The sequence below is a fragment of the Pseudomonas sp. NBRC 111131 genome (genome assembly GCF_001320525.1).
Classification (GTDB): domain Bacteria; phylum Pseudomonadota; class Gammaproteobacteria; order Pseudomonadales; family Pseudomonadaceae; genus Aquipseudomonas; species Aquipseudomonas ceruminis.
Genome location: NZ_BCBH01000003.1, coordinates 202922 through 220143 on the forward strand (window position 1 = coordinate 202922; position 17222 = coordinate 220143).

The 17222-nt window shown below is 63.5% G+C and carries 10 protein-coding genes and 1 pseudogene; 8 read left to right on the forward strand and 3 right to left on the reverse strand.

The genetic code is table 11. From position 1 onward, the window contains the following. Positions 1-163 precede the first annotated feature (163 nt). From APH34_RS04620 to APH34_RS04635, 4 genes and pseudogenes are all read left to right on the forward strand, one after another. A complete protein-coding gene (locus tag APH34_RS04620) occupies positions 164-1438 on the forward strand; it encodes a glycerate kinase (RefSeq protein WP_054900003.1) in 1275 nt (424 codons plus the stop codon). After that, positions 1435-2850 carry a pyruvate kinase gene (pyk, locus tag APH34_RS04625; RefSeq protein WP_054900004.1) on the forward strand — a complete coding sequence of 472 codons (1416 nt, stop codon included), beginning with the start codon at positions 1435-1437 and terminating at the stop codon, positions 2848-2850. Before APH34_RS04620 ends, pyk begins: the two co-directional genes overlap by 4 nt. A 178-nt stretch (positions 2851-3028) precedes the next feature. Next, positions 3029-3903, forward strand: a pseudogene (locus tag APH34_RS04630) (urea transporter). A 147-nt stretch (positions 3904-4050) separates the two neighbouring features. Beyond that, positions 4051-4875, forward strand: a complete 825-nt coding sequence (locus tag APH34_RS04635; RefSeq protein WP_054900006.1) for an ion transporter — start codon at positions 4051-4053, stop codon at positions 4873-4875. Here the strand turns inward: APH34_RS04635 and APH34_RS04640 are convergent. Then, a complete protein-coding gene (locus tag APH34_RS04640) occupies positions 4859-9352 on the reverse strand; it encodes an NEL-type E3 ubiquitin ligase domain-containing protein (RefSeq protein WP_054900007.1) in 4494 nt (1497 codons plus the stop codon). The two genes, APH34_RS04635 and APH34_RS04640, sit on opposite strands and share 17 nt — an antisense overlap. 185 nt (positions 9353-9537) lie before the next feature. Here APH34_RS04640 and APH34_RS04645 point away from each other — a divergent pair, with 185 nt between their 5' ends. Further along, positions 9538-10536, forward strand: a complete 999-nt coding sequence (locus APH34_RS04645; protein WP_054900008.1) for a sulfate ABC transporter substrate-binding protein — start codon at positions 9538-9540, stop codon at positions 10534-10536. A 142-nt stretch (positions 10537-10678) separates the two neighbouring features. Further along, entirely contained in the window at positions 10679-12703 is a 2025-nt protein-coding gene (locus tag APH34_RS04650) for a mechanosensitive ion channel family protein (RefSeq protein ID WP_054900009.1), read from the forward strand. A gap of 11 nt (positions 12704-12714) precedes the next feature. Here the strand turns inward: APH34_RS04650 and APH34_RS04655 are convergent, their stop codons facing one another. Then, positions 12715-13641: a class I SAM-dependent methyltransferase gene (locus APH34_RS04655; protein WP_156358062.1), complete on the reverse strand. Its 927-nt coding sequence runs from the start codon at positions 13639-13641 to the stop codon at positions 12715-12717. Positions 13642-13758: 117 nt separating this feature from the next. Next, positions 13759-14658, reverse strand: a complete 900-nt coding sequence (locus APH34_RS04660; protein WP_054900011.1) for a DMT family transporter — start codon at positions 14656-14658, stop codon at positions 13759-13761. A gap of 133 nt (positions 14659-14791) precedes the next feature. On the opposite strand from APH34_RS04660, the gene APH34_RS04665 reads away from it, so the two are divergent. Both APH34_RS04665 and APH34_RS04670 read left to right on the forward strand, forming a co-directional pair. After that, positions 14792-15229, forward strand: coding sequence for an Lrp/AsnC family transcriptional regulator (locus tag APH34_RS04665; protein ID WP_054900012.1), 438 nt, complete (start codon positions 14792-14794; stop codon positions 15227-15229). 457 nt (positions 15230-15686) lie between these two features. Then, complete coding sequence (locus APH34_RS04670) at positions 15687-17219, forward strand: NCS1 family nucleobase:cation symporter-1 (protein ID WP_054900013.1); 1533 nt, start codon at positions 15687-15689, stop codon at positions 17217-17219. Positions 17220-17222 lie beyond the last annotated feature (3 nt).

Consider the following 17222-nt stretch of genomic DNA (forward strand, 5'->3'; position numbering starts at 1 on the left):
AGCCCAATCGCCGCACACCTCGCGCCCCGCGCACTACTTGCGGGCGCCGGCTTGCCAGCGATGAATTCACCACCGAGCAACACCCGCCCCTGGTTCGGCCTGCACGGAGGCAGTTCCAGGGGCGTTTTCGATTCTGCAGAACAACAATAATTGGGAGCCTGCCATGTCGGTCGATCCGCAAAAACTTCTCCGCGAGCTGTTCGACACAGCCATCGCCGCCGCCCATCCGCGTCAAGTCCTCGAACCCTACCTGCCCGCCGACCGTAGCGGCCGGGTCATCGTCATCGGCGCCGGCAAGGCCGCAGCCGCCATGGCCGAAGTGGTCGAGAAAAGCTGGCAGGGCGAAGTCTGCGGGCTGGTGGTCACACGTTATGGCCATGGTGCCCACTGCCAGAAGATCGAGGTGGTCGAAGCCGCCCACCCGGTCCCCGACGCCGCCGGCCTGGCCGTGGCCAAACGCGTACTGGAATTGGTCAGTAACCTCAACGAAGACGACCGCGTCATCTTCCTGCTGTCTGGCGGTGGTTCCGCGCTGCTGGCACTGCCGGCCGAGGGCCTTACCCTGGCCGACAAGCAGCAGATCAACAAGGCACTGCTGAAATCCGGCGCCACCATCGGCGAGATGAACTGCGTGCGCAAGCACCTCTCGGCGATCAAGGGCGGCCGCCTGGCCAAGGCCTGCTGGCCGGCCACGGTCTACACCTATGCCATTTCTGATGTACCGGGCGACCTGGCCACCGTGATCGCCTCTGGCCCCACCGTGGCCGACCCAAGCACGTCGGCTGACGCCCTGGCGATTCTGAAACGCTACAACATCGAAGCGCCCAAAGCAGTCATCGACTGGCTGAACAACCCGGCTTCGGAAACCGTCAAGGCCGATGACCCAGCCTTGGCCCGCAGCCACTTCCAGCTGATCGCCAAACCCCAGCAATCACTCGAAGCGGCTGCGGTCAAAGCGCGACAGGCGGGTTTCAGCCCGCTGATCCTCGGCGACCTGGAAGGTGAATCCCGCGAGGTGGCCAAGGTGCACGCCGGTATCACCCGGCAGATCGTCCAGCATGGCCAGCCATTGAAGGCCCCCTGCGTGATCCTCTCCGGCGGCGAAACCACCGTGACCGTACGCGGCAATGGCCGTGGCGGGCGCAACGCCGAGTTCCTGCTCAGCCTCACCGAAAGCCTCAAAGGCCTCCCGGGCGTATACGCCCTGGCCGGCGACACCGACGGCATCGATGGCTCGGAAGAAAACGCCGGCGCCTTCATGACCCCAGGCAGCTACGCCCGCGCCGAGGCCCTGGGCCTGTCGGCCAGCGACGAGTTGGACAACAACAACGGCTATGGCTATTTCGCCGCGCTGGAGGCGCTGATCGTCACCGAACCGACCCGCACCAACGTCAACGACTTCCGCGCCATCCTGATCCTCGAGACTGCCCAATCATGACGCCTGATAAAAAAGTCAAAATCCTTGCCACCCTCGGCCCTGCGATCAACGGCATCGACGACATTCGCCAACTGGTCGAAGCCGGGGTGAATATCTTCCGCCTCAACCTCAGCCACGGCGAACACGCCGACCATGCCCTGCGTTACCAGTGGATCCGCGAAGTGGAGCAGCAACTGAACTACCCGCTGGGCATCCTCATGGACCTGCAGGGGCCGAAGCTGCGCGTGGGCCGCTTCGCGCAAGGCAAGGTGCAGCTGCAACGCGGCCAGGCCCTGCGCCTGGACCTGGACAAGACCCCGGGCGACAGCCGCCGGGTCAACCTGCCACACCCTGAAATCATCGCAGCCCTTGAGCCCGGCATGGACCTGTTGCTGGACGACGGCAAGCTGCGGCTGCGCGTCACCGCCAAGCACAACGACGCCATCGACACTGAAGTGCTGAACGGTGGCGAGTTGTCCGATCGCAAGGGCGTCAACGTACCGCAAGCAGTACTCGACCTCTCCCCGCTCACCGAAAAGGACCGCCGCGACCTGGCCTTTGGCCTGGAACTGGGCGTGGACTGGGTGGCCCTGTCGTTTGTCCAACGCCCTGAGGACATCATTGAAGCGCGCCAGTTGATTGGCGACCGTGCCTACCTGATGGCCAAGATCGAGAAGCCATCGGCAGTCGAACAACTGCAAGCCATCGCCGAACTGGCAGACGCGATCATGGTGGCCCGCGGTGACCTTGGCGTGGAAGTGCCGGCCGAAAGCGTGCCGCAAATCCAGAAGCGCATCATCAGCACCTGCCGCCAACTGGGCAAACCGGTGGTGGTGGCCACGCAGATGCTCGAGTCCATGCGTTTCTCGCCAGCGCCAACCCGTGCCGAAGTCACCGACGTGGCCAACGCCGTGGCCGAAGGTGCCGACGCGGTCATGTTGTCGGCCGAGACTGCCTCGGGTGATTACCCGCTCGAAGCGGTGCAGATGATGAGCAAGATCATCCGCCAGGTGGAAAACGGCCCGGACTACCAGGCCCAGCTCGACGTTGGCCGGCCTAAGGCCGAAGCCACTGTGTCGGACGCCATCAGCTGCGCCATCCGCCGCATCAGCGGCATCCTGCCGGTGGCGGTGCTGGTCAACTACAGCGAGTCGGGTGCCTCGACCCTGCGCGCGGCCCGCGAGCGGCCAGGGGCACCGATCCTCAACCTGACACCGAACCTGAACACCGCGCGCCGCCTCAGCGTGGCCTGGGGCGTGCATTCGGTGGTCAACGACCGCCTGCGTCAGGTCGATGAGGTGGTTTCCACCGCGCTGGAGATTGCCCAGGCGCAGGGTATGGCCAGCCGTGGTGACACGTTGCTGATCACGGCCGGTGTGCCGTTCGGCAAGCCGGGCTCGACTAATACGCTGCGGATCGAGACCTTGATCTGATTCAAAGGCCCTTTCGCGGGGCAAGCCCGCTCCCACAAGGTAAGCGGTCTACCTGTAGGAGCGGGCTTGCCCCGCGAATGGAGGGCAAAGCCCTCCCCCTGCACCACAACAACAGACCTGCGCAAAACCGAGGCCCGAAGAGGCCCACCGCTCTTCCATCAACCTTACTGACTGCCCCATGTACACCAAAAATTCCTCAACCCGTGCCCCGACTGGGCCACGGCGCTGCTCAACGGCTTCAGCCAGGTGCTGCTGCTGCGCAACCCCCTGTGCGGCCTGTGCTGCCTGCTGGCCATCCTGGTGACCGCGCCCAGCCTGGTCGGCGGCGCGTTGCTCGGCGCCCTTGCCGGCTTGCTCACTGCCCAGCGCCGCCACTACGACCGCGCTGACCGCCAAGCCGGGTTGTACTGTTACAACGGCGTGCTGATCGGCATCCTGATTAGTGCGGTACTGCCGTGGTCGGCGATCATGCCGCCGCTGATCATTGCCGCTGGCGGGATGTCCAGCATCATCACCCACCAGTGGCGCAAGCGCGGCGGCAAGCTGCTGATCGCCTATACGGCGCCATTCGTGCTGCTGGGCTGGGGCACATTGATGTTTGCCACTCCATCGCCCGCCAGCTTCGTCGAAGCCGACACCCTGTATGCCATCGCCCGTGGCATAGGCCAGATCTTCCTGCTCGACCACCCCCTGGCCGGTTCGCTGATCATCCTCGGTATAGTCATTGCCAACCCTTATGCCGCAATGTGGGCGGTGATCGGCTCGGCCATCGGCGGTGGCGTGGCCCTGCTCGCCGACCAAGCGCAAGCCGCCTGGCTGGGCCTCTATGGCTTCAATGCCGCACTGGCGGCACTGGCCTTCAGCAGGCAAGGTGAAAAACCTTGGGTGACGCTGCTGGCCATCGCCCTGGCGCTGTTGATACAACCGCTGTTCAACTTGATGCCCATTGCCGGACTGACAGCGCCGTTCGTACTGGCCTGCTGGCTGATGCATGGGGGCAACCACTTCTGGCAGCTTCTACTGCGTCGAGATATAGGGCGTCTACATAACTGAGCCTACGGTAATGCCAACCCCCATGGCTGACGCCGTTCTGCGGCCCACACTCACAGACCTGAAACTGGCATTTTTGCCAGTTCAGCCTGTTGCAGGCCCGGTCTCTGACCTTTTAGGCTTGTTGCTTACGCCCCCGGATCACAAACCATGCAAACCCCGCAATCAATACGCGAGCGGCTCTTCGTCATCGTCTTCCAGTCCGATACCGTGGCAGGAAGACGCTTCGACAAAATCCTGCTGCTGATCATCCTGGCCAGCCTGGTCACCGTCATCCTCGACAGCATCGATGAAGTGCACCAAGGCTACGCCGGCCTGCTGGCTGGCATAGAGTGGGGCTTTACCGCGATCTTCCTGGCCGAATACATCACCCGCCTGTATTGCTCGCCCAAGCCCTTGCGCTATGCCTTCAGTTTCTATGGCCTGGTCGACTTGCTGGCGATCGTGCCGGGGATCATCGCCCTGTACTACAGCGATGCCCAGTACCTGCTGATCATCCGCGTCATCCGCATGCTGCGGATCTTCCGCGTACTCAAACTCAGTCCTTATCTCAAACAGGCCCATTACCTGCTGGAGGCGCTGCGCGGCAGCAAGCAGAAGATCATCGTGTTCCTGGCCAGCGTATCCACCCTGGTCACTGTGTTCGGCACCCTGATGTATGTGGTCGAAGGACCGGAGCATGGCTTTACCAGCATCCCCAAAGGCATCTACTGGGCCATCGTCACCCTGACCACCGTGGGCTTTGGTGACATCGTGCCGAAAACGCCCCTGGGGCAGGTGTTGTCGTCGCTGGTGATGATTACCGGTTACTCGATCATTGCCGTGCCTACTGGGATCTTCACCGCAGAACTGGCCAATGCCATGCGCGGGGAACAATTGCGGCACGACTGCCCGACGTGCCACAAGAATACCCATGAGCCCAGCGCGTCATTCTGCTCGCGCTGCGGCAATGCACTGTTCAGGAAGGAGCAGTGACACGCGCTGCCAGCGCCTCGCGGGTCAATGCCAGCAGCAGCTCGTTGCGCGCTGCCTGGCGCTCATTGTTGACCGCCGCGACCCTGGCCAGGTACTCGGCCTCGGGCACGCCCTCGGCGCCTTCCAACAAGGCCTGCAAGCGTTCATGGAACGGCGCATCAGCAGCTTCCAGGCGTGCCGCCTGGGTGCGTTCGAGGTGTTCGCGCCAGAACTCGCGCTGGACCAGCGAAGCGGCTACCTGTTCGTCGGTCTCGCTGCTTTGCACCCGGGCGCGCGCCGCCTCGATGCGTGAGGGCCCCACGCCCGACACCTCGGCATACAGCATGTCGCCGGGTTGGGCCGGCAGGTCCAGCGCAGTGCGCAGCGCCACCCGGTAGGCCAGCCCCACTTCGATTTCGTCCGGGTTGCGCCCTGCTGCACGCCGCCTTTGAATATCCTCGAGCGCAATTCGGTCAAGCGCGTCCAGCCGCCAGAGCTGTCGCCCCAGGTGCAGCAAGGCGCCTTGCTGATCGCCCACCCCCGCATCGGCACGGGCACGCCAAACCAGCATGCTCAACTCCAGGTTGCTGAAGCACAACGCCACGCTGTCTTGGCAAGTCAGTTGCCGATCGACCTGATTGAACAATGCCTCGCGCAGACTGGCATGGTCTCTCATGGCCTGCAGCAGGGTAAACACGCGCTCGGCCAGGGCTTCGCCGTTTTGGGTGAACTCTGCCGTGTCCAGCAAGCGGCCCAACAGCTGGAAAAAGTCATCGCTCCCTGGCTCTGTCTCCAGCGACTCCCAGCAAGCAGACAATTCGTCACGTGCCAGCACATTGGCGCTGTCCAGCCAACGCTGGCGCACGAAGGTTGTGCCCGGGAGCGCACTCTGGCCCTGGCCCAGCGATGGCCACTGCACGGGTAGGCCCTCCAGGTCGCGTGCATTCAACGGGTTGCCCCACAGTATGAGCGAGCGCCTGGCCCACACAGGTGCCCGATGGTAACTGGCGGGCAAAGTGGCGATAAGGTTATCGCGCAAATCGGCCTGTAGCAGGTCGGGACAGCTCAGCACCCCAGGCGGCAGTTCGGTCTGGCCTGTACCGCGCATGTGCAGCCGGCGCAGCCGATTCAGTGCGCGCAGGGAAAACCCACGGCCCAGCGGGTTGAACGACAGGTTGAGGTATTGCAGAGACCGGCAACCGGCCAGTATGCCCGCCTGTTCCGGATCGAGCACGATGCGGTTGTTGAACAGGTCCAGCTCATTGAGGTCCGGCATCTGCGCGATCGCTGCCGGCACCCGGCTCAGCCGGTTGCCACTCAGTTCAAGGATGCGCAGGTTGGGGAACGTCGCCAGGAATGCCACAGGAATGTCGTCCAGCTGCATCCCCAGCAGCGCCAGTTCGAAGACATGGGCAAACCTTACCTGGGCAGGCAGTTCAGGCAGGTTGCCCGGCACTGCGGCAAAGATGGCGAAGCGGAAACTCTGAGGCGCCAGGATATTGTTCACACCCACGGTGACCCGCCGTTGCCAGCAGTCGATCAGGCAACGCCGGAAGTAGCGCCGCTCCTCTTGCAGGCCACCTGGCGCTGCCTCCAGTACCCATTGATCCAACCGTTGGCGTAACGCCCCAAGCTCGTTGTTCAACCGGGCAATTTCCGTATGAACATCGACACCCGTAGTGCGCAGGTCTTCAACCCAGGCCAACACCTGCGCGTCCGAAAAGCTCGGATAGACGTCACGCACCGAGGCAAACAGCGCCTGTGGCCGACCTTCCCGCCGCCCGCTGAGCCGGTAGCCCAGACGGCCATCGAGCTCGCGCTGTGGCGGCCGGAACCAGCCGCTCAACCGGCGTGTACCCAACAGCTGAGCCACCTCGGCGCGATGCGCGACGGCCTGGCGGCTGAGCAGCACGCGCAAGTTGTGAGCGAATGGCTCGCCAATCCCCAGTGCATCCCGTTGGGGGCTGTCGTAGGCGTCGGCCATGACCGCGAACAGCTCACCGGGCTGCCCCAACGCTCGGCCTGTTGCATCCACCCGGCGAAACGCTCCGCCTTCGTGCCGTAGCCCGTAGTGGTACAAGCCGCCTGGGTCGGTGACCAGCAACGGCGCCTCGGCGTCGCCGTCAAACAGCGCCCAGCGCACACTCGCGCCGGCAGGCAGGTGCTTGAGCATGGACAGCGCCACCCGTGCCAAGTCCACGTGCTGTGCCACTTCCAGGTAAAAGGCCTCGAACACCCTGGCCTGACGAACCCGCGCGGCCTGCAGACGCGCGGCTTCGGCCAGCCTCAGGGCCACGCGCCCACGCTCGGTCAACCGGGCGCGGTCAGCCGCAGGGGCATTACGCAGCAGTGCGCGCGCCACCGGCTCCTGCAAGCTTGGGAACGCTCGACGCAACACCCCGGTTTCTGCGCTCGGTGCAGGCTGCGTTGCGTCATAGGCCTGCTCAAACAACAGGCGGCGCTGGCCGGCAGCCAACTCGGCCAAGGCCTGATCATCGAGCTCCTGCCCCCCCGGCAATGCGCGCACGTGTTGCAGGAGTGCGCCATCGTCGAGCGGCTGCCCGGCGCGCAAACGCTCGATCAGCACGCCGATGCGTCGATCCAGCAAAAACCGCTCGACGCTGTCGACAAGCGCGGCGTCCGGGGCCTGGCCCTCCACATGCAGGGCGCGCAGATGGTCGGCTTGCAGGTTGTGAGCCACCAGCACCTGGTCGATCTGCTCGTCATCCAACTCATGCAGGCGCCCGCCAAGTCGGCGAAACAGCTGGTAGGTGTCGTCCCACTGCGCCGGTTGCTCGAACCACAGCCGCCAGGCCCCGGCCCCATTGTGGCTCAGCCGAGGGCCATACCCACCACGCGGCCGTAGGCGCCACTGGCCCTCAGCGGCGCCTTGAACCACGGGGTAGCAATGGCCGTCCATTTCGACCCAGGCGCGGCCCTCCAGGTGATGCACCCCCTCTTCATCCATACGCGCCTGCGTGAAGGGCGAGGCACGGTAATCGGCCAGTACCGGATCACACAGCCGTGTGCTGCCATCTTCCACAAGCCCAGGCAGCAGGCTGTCAACCTTCACCGACCGCTGCCAGGTGCGCAGTGCTACCCCCACACCGACAGCGGTGGCGCCCATCACGGCAAGGTCGGTAGCGACATGGGTCAAGTGATCGAGCGCGGCCCGGGTATCGCCTTCATGCCAGGCCTCGACGCCATGGAATACCTCCTTGAGCAACCCCCAGGCAGTGAACGCCAGCAAACCTGCGCCGACCATCGGAATGAACAGGCCAGCCAGGTTGAGCAGCGCCCAGCCCTCTGCGGCCAGGCGCTGGTCATGCGCCTCTTGCACGGCCCGGTCAAGGTCCGCTACAGGGACGGCGATCATCGCCGCGTCATCCTTGATCTGCGCGATGCGCGCCGTGCCCAGGGTTTCGAACAATGCCGGGGGCAAGGCCTGCATGTGCTCTTCAAGGTCGTAGTTGGCCCAATCCGCCAGATCGGCGTACGCCGGGATAATCACCGAGAAGAATGCCTGGCTGTCCCGGCGCCGCACGAAGCGGCTGAAGAACCGCTGATAGTCACGGGTACGCAGGCGCCGCCCCAGGTCATTGGCCAACCGCCGCAGGCTGCTGGCCACACACCAAGGCCCATGGGGGTCACCCGGTACGTACGCCAGCAAGCGTCGAGTGGTATTGCGCAACCAACCCGCTTCGATGACGTCCAGCAACACGATCTGCTCGAGTTTGCAGCCCAGCAGGCTCAGTTGTTTGGCCACCACCGGTCTGCCTTGCAGGCGCGGCGACACGCCATCACGGCACACACCGATGATCAGGTGCAGTTCGTCGTTGTCGAGCACCCCGCTGTGCCTGGCCTTGTAGGCGTCCACCAGCATCTGCTGGCGCTGGGCGTCGCCCAACAGCGCTGCCACGCTGTGGCCTTGTGCTGTCGGCGCCAGCAGCACGCTGTCGAGGTGACGTTGATATTGACCGCCCAGGTCGAGGCGGCGACACAGGTTGGCAAACGCCAGCGCAGAAGGCGGTTTGACAGTGCCCTGCCGCGCACTGGTCAGACGATTGCCACGCGGCTGGCCATCCGCCGCCGCCTCATCGACGGTAAAGTTGCGCAGCGCCGCCTCAAGCAGCGGCCTGTCGCCATACACCACCTCAGTCAGGTGTATGCCCACAGGCTGCGTATTGATCACCGGTTGGCGGTGGCCGGCGACGAAAGACCAGCGATGCACATCGAAGGTTTGCTTGCAGTGTGCCGCCAATGCCTGCTCCAGGCGCCTGGTCGAAAAACTGTCGATGCCTTCGAGGCGGCCAAGCACGTCGCTCAGTTGCTGGCGTAACGTCAGGCTCTGGCGCAGCGCCTCGTTCAGCCCTGGCATAGGCTTGGCACAGGCCGCCTGCAACCATTGCGGCAGACGCGCTGCAATGAATCGGTCCTGAAAGGCCTGCTCCAGGGCAAGGCAATCGGTATGTGGCGGCTGATCGGGTTGATGAGTCATGGCTCGCACCTCCTTTGGGGAGGCGCGAGCTTAGGCATGGCACCGGGCCGCCGGTGGCTAGATACCTAACACCCGCCTGGCAAAGCGCATAAGTAAAGAGCCATTCGGTCTTTAATCGCCCCAAAGCGAAAGGCTATAGTCGCTGGCACAATGCCAACTCTCTGTACGCTAACAAGGAATGCTTCGTGAAAAAGCTCTTCACCGCCTCGCTGCTGGCCGCAGGCCTGGCCCTGGGCAACCTCGCCCAGGCCGCCCCGACCCTGCTCAACGTGTCCTACGACGTGATGCGCGACTTCTACAAGGACTACAACCCGGCGTTCCAGAAACACTGGGAGGCCGAGCACAATGAGAAGGTCAATGTGCAGATGTCCTTCGGCGGCTCGAGCAAACAGGCGCGCGCCGTGATCGATGGCCTGCCGGCCGATGTCATCACCATGAACATGGCCACCGACATCAACGCCCTTGTCGACAACGGCAAGCTGGTGCCGGACAACTGGGTGACCCGCCTGCCGAACAACAGTGCGCCCTTCACCTCGGCCACCGTGTTCATCGTGCGCAAGGGCAACCCGAAAGCGTTGAAGGACTGGCCCGACCTGCTCAAGGACGGCGTACAGGTGATCGTACCCAACCCGAAGACTTCGGGTAATGGCCGCTACACCTACCTGTCGGCCTGGGGCTACGTCCTCAAGCAGGGTGGCGATGAAACCAAGGCCCGCGAGTTCGTCGGCAAGCTGTTCAAGCAGGCGCCCGTGCTCGATACCGGGGGTCGCGCCGCGACCACGACCTTCATGACCAACCAGATTGGCGACGTGTTGGTGACCTTCGAGAACGAAGCCGAGATGATCGCCCGCGAGTTTGGCCGCGATCAGTTCGAAGTGGTTTACCCGAGCGTGTCGGCTGAAGCCGAGCCGCCGGTGAGCGTGGTCGACAAGGTAGTGGCCAAGAAAGGTACCCAGGCCGTGGCCGAGGAATACCTGAAGTACCTGTGGTCGCCGGCGGCTCAGGAAATCGCCGCGCAGAACTACCTGCGCCCGCGTGATGCAACCGTGCTGGCCAAGTACACCGACCGCTTCCCGAAAGTCGACTTCCTGTCGGTGGAGAAGACCTTTGGTGACTGGCGTACCGTGCAGAAGACTCACTTCAATGACGGTGGCGTTTTTGACCAGATCTATACCAACCAGTAATTGATGTAGACCCTATCGCCGGCAAGCCGGCTTGCCGGCGATAGGCCCCTGCGGCAACACACTTCTTCGAACTTCCCCACCGCTGAACAATCAGTTTCTTGAGTAACCCTGCCCCGCTCACCCCGGCCCAAGGAGTACTCCAGTGCTGCGTTACCTCACCACCCTGCTGCTCGGCTGCCTGCTGAGCACCCACCTGCTTGCTGCAGATCCTGCGCCCGCCGAAGAACAACCCGCCGAACCCGAACCGGTGCTTCAGGGCGGCTTGCTCGGGGCCTTGGCAGATGGCCTGGACAGCGCCGCCCGGGAGCTGGACCTCGACGCCCACCTGGTCGACGCCTGGCGCTTGCGCACCGACCGCGCAGCCAAGGAGGTGGAACACCTGGTTGATCGCCACTCCGCCAGCGATTCGCTGCAACTGGTTGGCAACTTCCTGCTGCTCACCCTTACCTGGGCTGCCAGCTTTGCCGTCCTCACCACCCTGGGCCGCTGGCTCAGCAGACGCACCACGGCCACCCCGTGGCTGCGCCAGCGCAAGCGCGCCAGCAGCCTGCTCGGCTATCTGCTGCCCTACACCCTGCCGGCCTTGGCCAGCCTGCCTCTGACCCTTTACGTCAGCCGTTTCCTCGAACCTTCGGTGGCCCGCGCCTTGGGGCTGAGCCTGGCCTACGCCAGCAGCAGCGGCCTGTTCTCGACCTCGATCATTCTGTGCCTGGTCACGCTGTTCGATGCCGGCCACAAGCGCCAGGCCGTGGCAGTGATCAAGCGCATGGCGCCGCGCCCCCTGTTCCTGATCGGCTTTCTCGCGGCCTGGAGCGACGCCTTGACCAGCCCGCAGATCGCTCGCCAGTTGGGCGGCAACATCACCGCCAGCATTGCTGTGTTCACCGGATTGGCCGCCACCTTCATCTTCGCCAGCCTGGTCGTGCGCCTGCGCCGCCCGGTCGCTCACCTGATCCGCAACCGTGCCCTCAAGGACCGCCTGCAACACCGGGCAGTGCAGGAAACCCTGCGGATCTTCTCGACCGTCTGGTACTTGCCGATCCTGCTGATGATCCTGGTGTCGGCAATCCACCTGGTCGGTGCCGGCGAAGAAAGCCAGAAGGCCCTGCAAAAAGCCCTACTCACAACCGTGCTGCTGGTCTGCACGGTATTTCTCAGCACGCTGCTGCAGCACCTGCTGGCGCCCCCCGCTGCAGATCCGGCGCAACGCGTACGGCCTTACAAGGAACTGCTGCGCAGCCTTGCCCACGCGCTGCTGCGCATCAGCATGGCGGTGGCGTTCATCGAACTGCTGGGGCGTATATGGGGCTTCTCGGTGATCAATTTCGCCCTGAGCAACAGCCTGGGCCAGGCCATCAGCAATTCACTGTCGAGCATCGGCCTGATCCTGCTGGTCACCTGGCTGCTCTGGGTGGTGCTCGATACCGCCATTCAGGAAGCGCTCAAACCCGCTGTCGGCCGCCGCGCAACGCGCCAACCAAGCACCCGCGTGCGCACCATCCTGCCGATGCTGCGTAATGCCATCAAAGTCATCCTGATCGTCATCTGTACCATCACCACCATGGCTAACCTGGGCATCAACGTCGCACCGCTGCTGGCCGGTGCCGGGGTGATTGGCCTGGCTATCGGCTTTGGGTCGCAGCAATTGGTACAGGACGTGATAACCGGCCTGTTCATCCTGATCGAAGACACCATCTCGATCGGCGACTGGGTGGTGCTCGACTCCGGTCACGCGGGTACCGTCGAAAGCCTGACCATCCGCACCCTGCGCCTGCGCGATGGCAAGGGCTTCGTGCATTCGGTGCCGTTCGGCCAGATCAAGGCAGTCACCAACCAGTCGCGGCAGTTTGCCTATGCGTTCTTCTCAGTGCAGTTCACCTACGACAGCGATGTGGACGAGGCGCTGGCGCTGATCCATCAGGTGGGGCAGTCGATCAGCGACGACCCCCTGCTGCGCATCAACCTGCAAGGGCCGCTGCAGGTGTTCGGGGTCGACCGCATGGATTTGAACGGGTTTGTGCTGACCGCGCAGTTCCGCACCATTTCCGGCGGGCAGTATGCCGTAAGCCGGGCGTTCAACGAGCGGCTCAAGAAGCGCGTGGACCAGACGGAGAATGTGAGTTTCGCCCAGGTGTACCCGCTGCCTGTGCGTGGTGTTTCAGCATGAGGCAGGCAGGCTTAGGCCTGCCTGAACACCAAGGCTTTCAAGCCCCCCGCCGGATCCGCATCAGGAAACTCCGGCGGGTTGTCCAACCGCTCGATGAAGGCCAGCGAGGGCGCCTGCTCAGCCATCCCCTCAATCAGAAACTCCGGCCCGATGCCAGGGTCGTTCACACAGGCCAGCACCGTCCCACCTGCCTTCAGCAACTCCGGCAAACGGCGCAGAATTTTTGCGTAATCCTGCGTCAGCACGAAACTGCTCTTCTGGAACGTGGGCGGGTCGATGATGATCAGGTCATAGGGCCCGTACTTGCGTACCTTGCCCCAGGACTTGAACAGCTCATGCCCCAGGTAAGCCACCCGTGACGCATCGTGGCTATTGAGCCGATGGTTGTCTCGCCCACGGGACAACGCCGACTTGGCCATGTCCAGGTTCACCACTTGCTCGGCCCCACCGGCAATTGCCGCCACCGAAAAGCCACAGGTATAGGCGAACAGGTTGAGCACCCGCTTGCCTGCCGCGTGTTCACGCACCCACCGCCGACCATGGCGCATGTCCAGGAACAGGCCGTTGTTCTGCCGCACACCCAGGTCAAGCAGGTAAGTCAGGCCGTCCTCGACCACCTCGCGCTGCTGGCTTGGCTCGCCCCACAGCCATTGGCCCGGGCTGTCCGGCAGGTAGCGGTGCTGGATGAGAATCGCTTGGCCGGACCATTGCGGGCGCTCGGCAAGGTTGCGCAGCATGGCTTCGAGTTGAGCCAGCTGGCCTTGCGCCGGCGCGCGGAACAGCGCCACGGACAACACCCCCTGCAGCCAGTCGACCGTGACCTGCTCCAGCCCCGGCCAGCAGCGGCCGCGGCCATGGAACAGGCGGCGGGTTTCCTGCGGGGCGGGGTCGAGGGCGGCAAGCAGATGCTGTTCGAGGGTCTGGATCGGCGAAGTCATGGCGGGTCGCATGCAGGTAAAAGGGAGCATTCTACCCCGCAAGGCCACTGCGCGCCTCCAGCAGCCGCGCGGCACCTATGGCAGCCGGCTCACCGGCGGTAAGACGCGACTGCAGCCTCACTGGCCTTTGGTCACGACTGCATGCGAACGAAACCACCACCCCTGCTGCATCCCCGCTGCCGCCAGCAGGATCAGCGCCACACCCAACCACTGCAACGGCGCCAGGCGGTGCCCGAAGGCCACCCAGTCGACCAGGATTGCAGCAATCGGATAGACGAAGGACAGCGCCCCCGTGAGCGCCGTGGGCAGGCGCTGAATGGCGCTGTACAGCAGCACGTACATCAGGCCCGTGTGTACCATGCCCAGTGTCACCAGGCTGGCCAGCGCCGAAGGTTCGCCTGGCAGCCCCCCCAGTTTGACCCACGGTGCCAGCAGCAACACCCCGGTAGCCACTTGGATCAGCGCGATCAGGTGCGGTGGGGTGCCTGCAAGGCGCTTGATGATCAGCGCGGCGATGGCATACAGAAACGCTGCACCCAGGGCCAGGGCAATGCCCAGCAGGTATTCGCTACCGCCCGCCTGTCCTGCGCCATGGGCGCTGACGATCGCCAACATGCCCATAAACGCCACACTCAACCAGGTAACCTTGGCGGCGGTGATCTTCTCGCCCAGGAACACTGCGGCCAGCCCGACCAGCATGAACGGCTGGACGTTGTACACCGCGGTGCCGATAGCGATCGAAGCACGCGAGTAGGAGGCAAACAGCAGCAGCCAGTTACCCACGATGGCGACGCCGCTGGCGATGGCCAGCAGCACAGCCGTACGACTGATCACCCCCGGCCTTAGAAAGCCGAAGGCGGCACAGACCAGCAGCAAGGTGCCGGTGCCGAACACGCAACGCCAGAACACCACGTCCAGCACAGGCTGGCCGGACACCAGCACGAACCAGCCGATGGTCCCGGAAATCAGCATGGCAGCGATCATTTCCAACGAGCCACGGCGCACCGAACTGTCCATCTCACACCTCCCAAGGATGACGGCCTGATTATGAATCGGGTCAGACGGGGCCTTCCAGCGGATAACCAAGGCAAAAAGCGGGTGTGGCCTTTACTATCAAGGTCAATCTCAAGAAACACCTGACGAGGCACCCATGACCGATGCGATCGACCAGTTGCTGATCAACGCCCTGATGGAAGACTCACGCCGCTCGCTCAAAGCGCTGGCCCAGATCAGCGGCCTTTCCGCACCCAGCGTCAGCGAGCGTCTGCGCCGCCTGGAGGAACGTGGCGTGTTGTGCGGTTATACCGTCGATGTCGACCCGCGCAGTTTCGGTTACCAACTGCAGGCTATCGTGCGCATCCGTCCACTGCCGGGGCAGTTGCAAGCGGTGGAACGGCAGATCGTCGCCATCCCTGAGTTCACCGAGTGCGACAAGGTCACGGGCGAGGATTGCTTCATCGCCCGGCTGCACGTGCGCTCGATGGAACAACTGGATACCTTGCTCGACCGCATCAATGTGCTGGCCGAGACCAATACGGCAATCATCAAGAAGAGCCCGGTTAAACGGCGATTGCCGCCGATGAATTGATCTCCTTGGCGGCGAGCCCTGGCTGGCTATTTTTTGTACACAATAATGTCACCTTAAGTGCCATTTTTGTGTGCAATTCTCCCGACGTCGCCCCAATACGTTACACCTTCCGCTCAACTAATTCTGACCATTCGATCAAATAGTCAGGACGGTAAAAATTTAATCCTGTTCAGATGGTCAACTTATAAATGATTTATTTCATAAAGTTATATTTCAACGGATTAGTTTCAAAATAATGGCTACCTGAAAGTTGCTCTCCGTCTGGCATGGAACTCGCTTTTGTGTGTTCGTGTTTTGTATACAAGTTTGACAAAACATAAATACACAAAGCCCGCGACCCCGGCTCACGCCGGCCGCCGCGCCCAGAACCCAGTGATGCCAACGCTGCACCGACGAGATGGCGAGCCCGTGCGCATGCCCGCTCATCGCAGTCCACGTGCATCAGGAGCCTGCCGGAATGCGAACCAGCCTCGACCTTGCCCCTGAACTCTCCGCCGCCAGCACTCACCCCGCCGCCACCCTGGCCGGTTACCTCCCCCCCCTTGAACTGAGCCCGCGCCTGCATAACCGCGACCTCGCCCCAACCCGTCTGGAAGGGCGGCGCTGGGGGCGCTACAGCATCTTCGCGCTGTGGACCAACGACGTGCACAACATCGCCAACTATTCCTTTGCCATGGGCTTGTTCGCCCTGGGCCTGGGTGGCTGGCAGATCTTGTTGTCTTTGGCGATTGGCGCGGCGCTGGTGTACTTCTTCATGAACCTGTCCGGCTACATGGGGCAGAAGACGGGCGTGCCGTTCCCAGTCATCAGCCGCATCGCCTTCGGCATCCATGGCGCGCAGATCCCGGCGCTGATCCGTGCGGTCATCGCCATCGCCTGGTTCGGTATCCAGACCTACCTGGCTTCGGTGGTGCTACGGGTGCTGCTCAGCGCCGTCTGGCCGCAGGTAGCGACCTATGACCACAACAGCCTGCTAGGCCTGTCGAGCCTGGGCTGGGTGTGCTTCGTGGCCATCTGGCTGGTACAGCTGGTGATCCTCGCCTATGGCATGGAGATGGTTCGCCGCTACGAGGCCTTTGCCGGCCCGGTGATCCTGCTCACCGTGGCCAGCCTGGCGATCTTCATGTACGTCAAGGCAGACGCACGTATCGCCTGGTCGGTGGCCGAGCCGCTCACCGGCTACGAGATGTGGCGCAACATCTTTGCGGGCGGTGCCCTGTGGTTGGCGATCTACGGCACCCTGGTGCTCAACTTCTGCGACTTCGCCCGCTCCTCGCCGTGCCGCAAGACCATCCGCGTCGGTAACTTCTGGGGCCTGCCGGTGAACATTCTGGTGTTCGCCATGATCACTGTGGTGCTGTGCGGCGCGCAGTTCAAGCTCAACGGCCAGATCATCGACAGCCCTACCCAGATCGTTGCCAGCATCCCCAGCACACCGTTCCTGGTCCTCGGCTGCCTGGCCTTCCTGATCGTTACCGTGGCCGTGAACATCATGGCCAATTTCGTCGCACCGGCCTTCGTGCTCAGCAACCTGGCGCCCCGTCATCTGAACTTCCGCCGCGCAGGGTTGATCAGTGCCACCCTGGCCGTGTTGATCCTGCCGTGGAACCTCTACAACAGCCCGCTGGTGATCGTCTACTTTCTGTCCGGCCTGGGCGCCCTGCTCGGCCCGCTGTACGGGGTGATCATGGCCGACTACTGGCTGCTGAGAAAAGGCTGCATCAACGTGCCTGAGCTCTACAGCGAAAACCCGGCCGGTGCCTACCACTACAGCAAAGGCATCAACCTGCGTGCCGTGGCCGCGTTCGTGCCGGCGGCGCTGCTGGCCATCGTTCTCGCCCTGGTCCCCAACTTCCATGCCATCGCGCCGTTTTCCTGGCTGATCGGGGCCGGCATCGCCGCCGTGCTGTACCTGCTGATCGCCCCGCGCAATCGCCAATATCACGACGTCAGCGGCGAGTGTATCGCCGTCGACCACAGCAGCCATTGACCC

What these genes read in the sequence shown, in the direction of transcription:
- APH34_RS04620 (WP_054900003.1), top strand. Translation starts at nt 164, where the DNA reads ATGTCGGTCGATCCGCAAAAACTTCTCCGCGAGCTGTTCGACACAGCC.
- pyk (WP_054900004.1), top strand. Translation starts at nt 1,435, where the DNA reads ATGACGCCTGATAAAAAAGTCAAAATCCTTGCCACCCTCGGCCCTGCG.
- APH34_RS04635 (WP_054900006.1), top strand. Translation starts at nt 4,051, where the DNA reads ATGCAAACCCCGCAATCAATACGCGAGCGGCTCTTCGTCATCGTCTTC.
- APH34_RS04640 (WP_054900007.1), bottom strand. Translation starts at nt 9,352, where the DNA reads ATGACTCATCAACCCGATCAGCCGCCACATACCGATTGCCTTGCCCTG.
- APH34_RS04655 (WP_156358062.1), bottom strand. Translation starts at nt 13,641, where the DNA reads ATGACTTCGCCGATCCAGACCCTCGAACAGCATCTGCTTGCCGCCCTC.
- APH34_RS04660 (WP_054900011.1), bottom strand. Translation starts at nt 14,658, where the DNA reads ATGGACAGTTCGGTGCGCCGTGGCTCGTTGGAAATGATCGCTGCCATG.
- APH34_RS04665 (WP_054900012.1), top strand. Translation starts at nt 14,792, where the DNA reads ATGACCGATGCGATCGACCAGTTGCTGATCAACGCCCTGATGGAAGAC.
- APH34_RS04670 (WP_054900013.1), top strand. Translation starts at nt 15,687, where the DNA reads ATGCGAACCAGCCTCGACCTTGCCCCTGAACTCTCCGCCGCCAGCACT.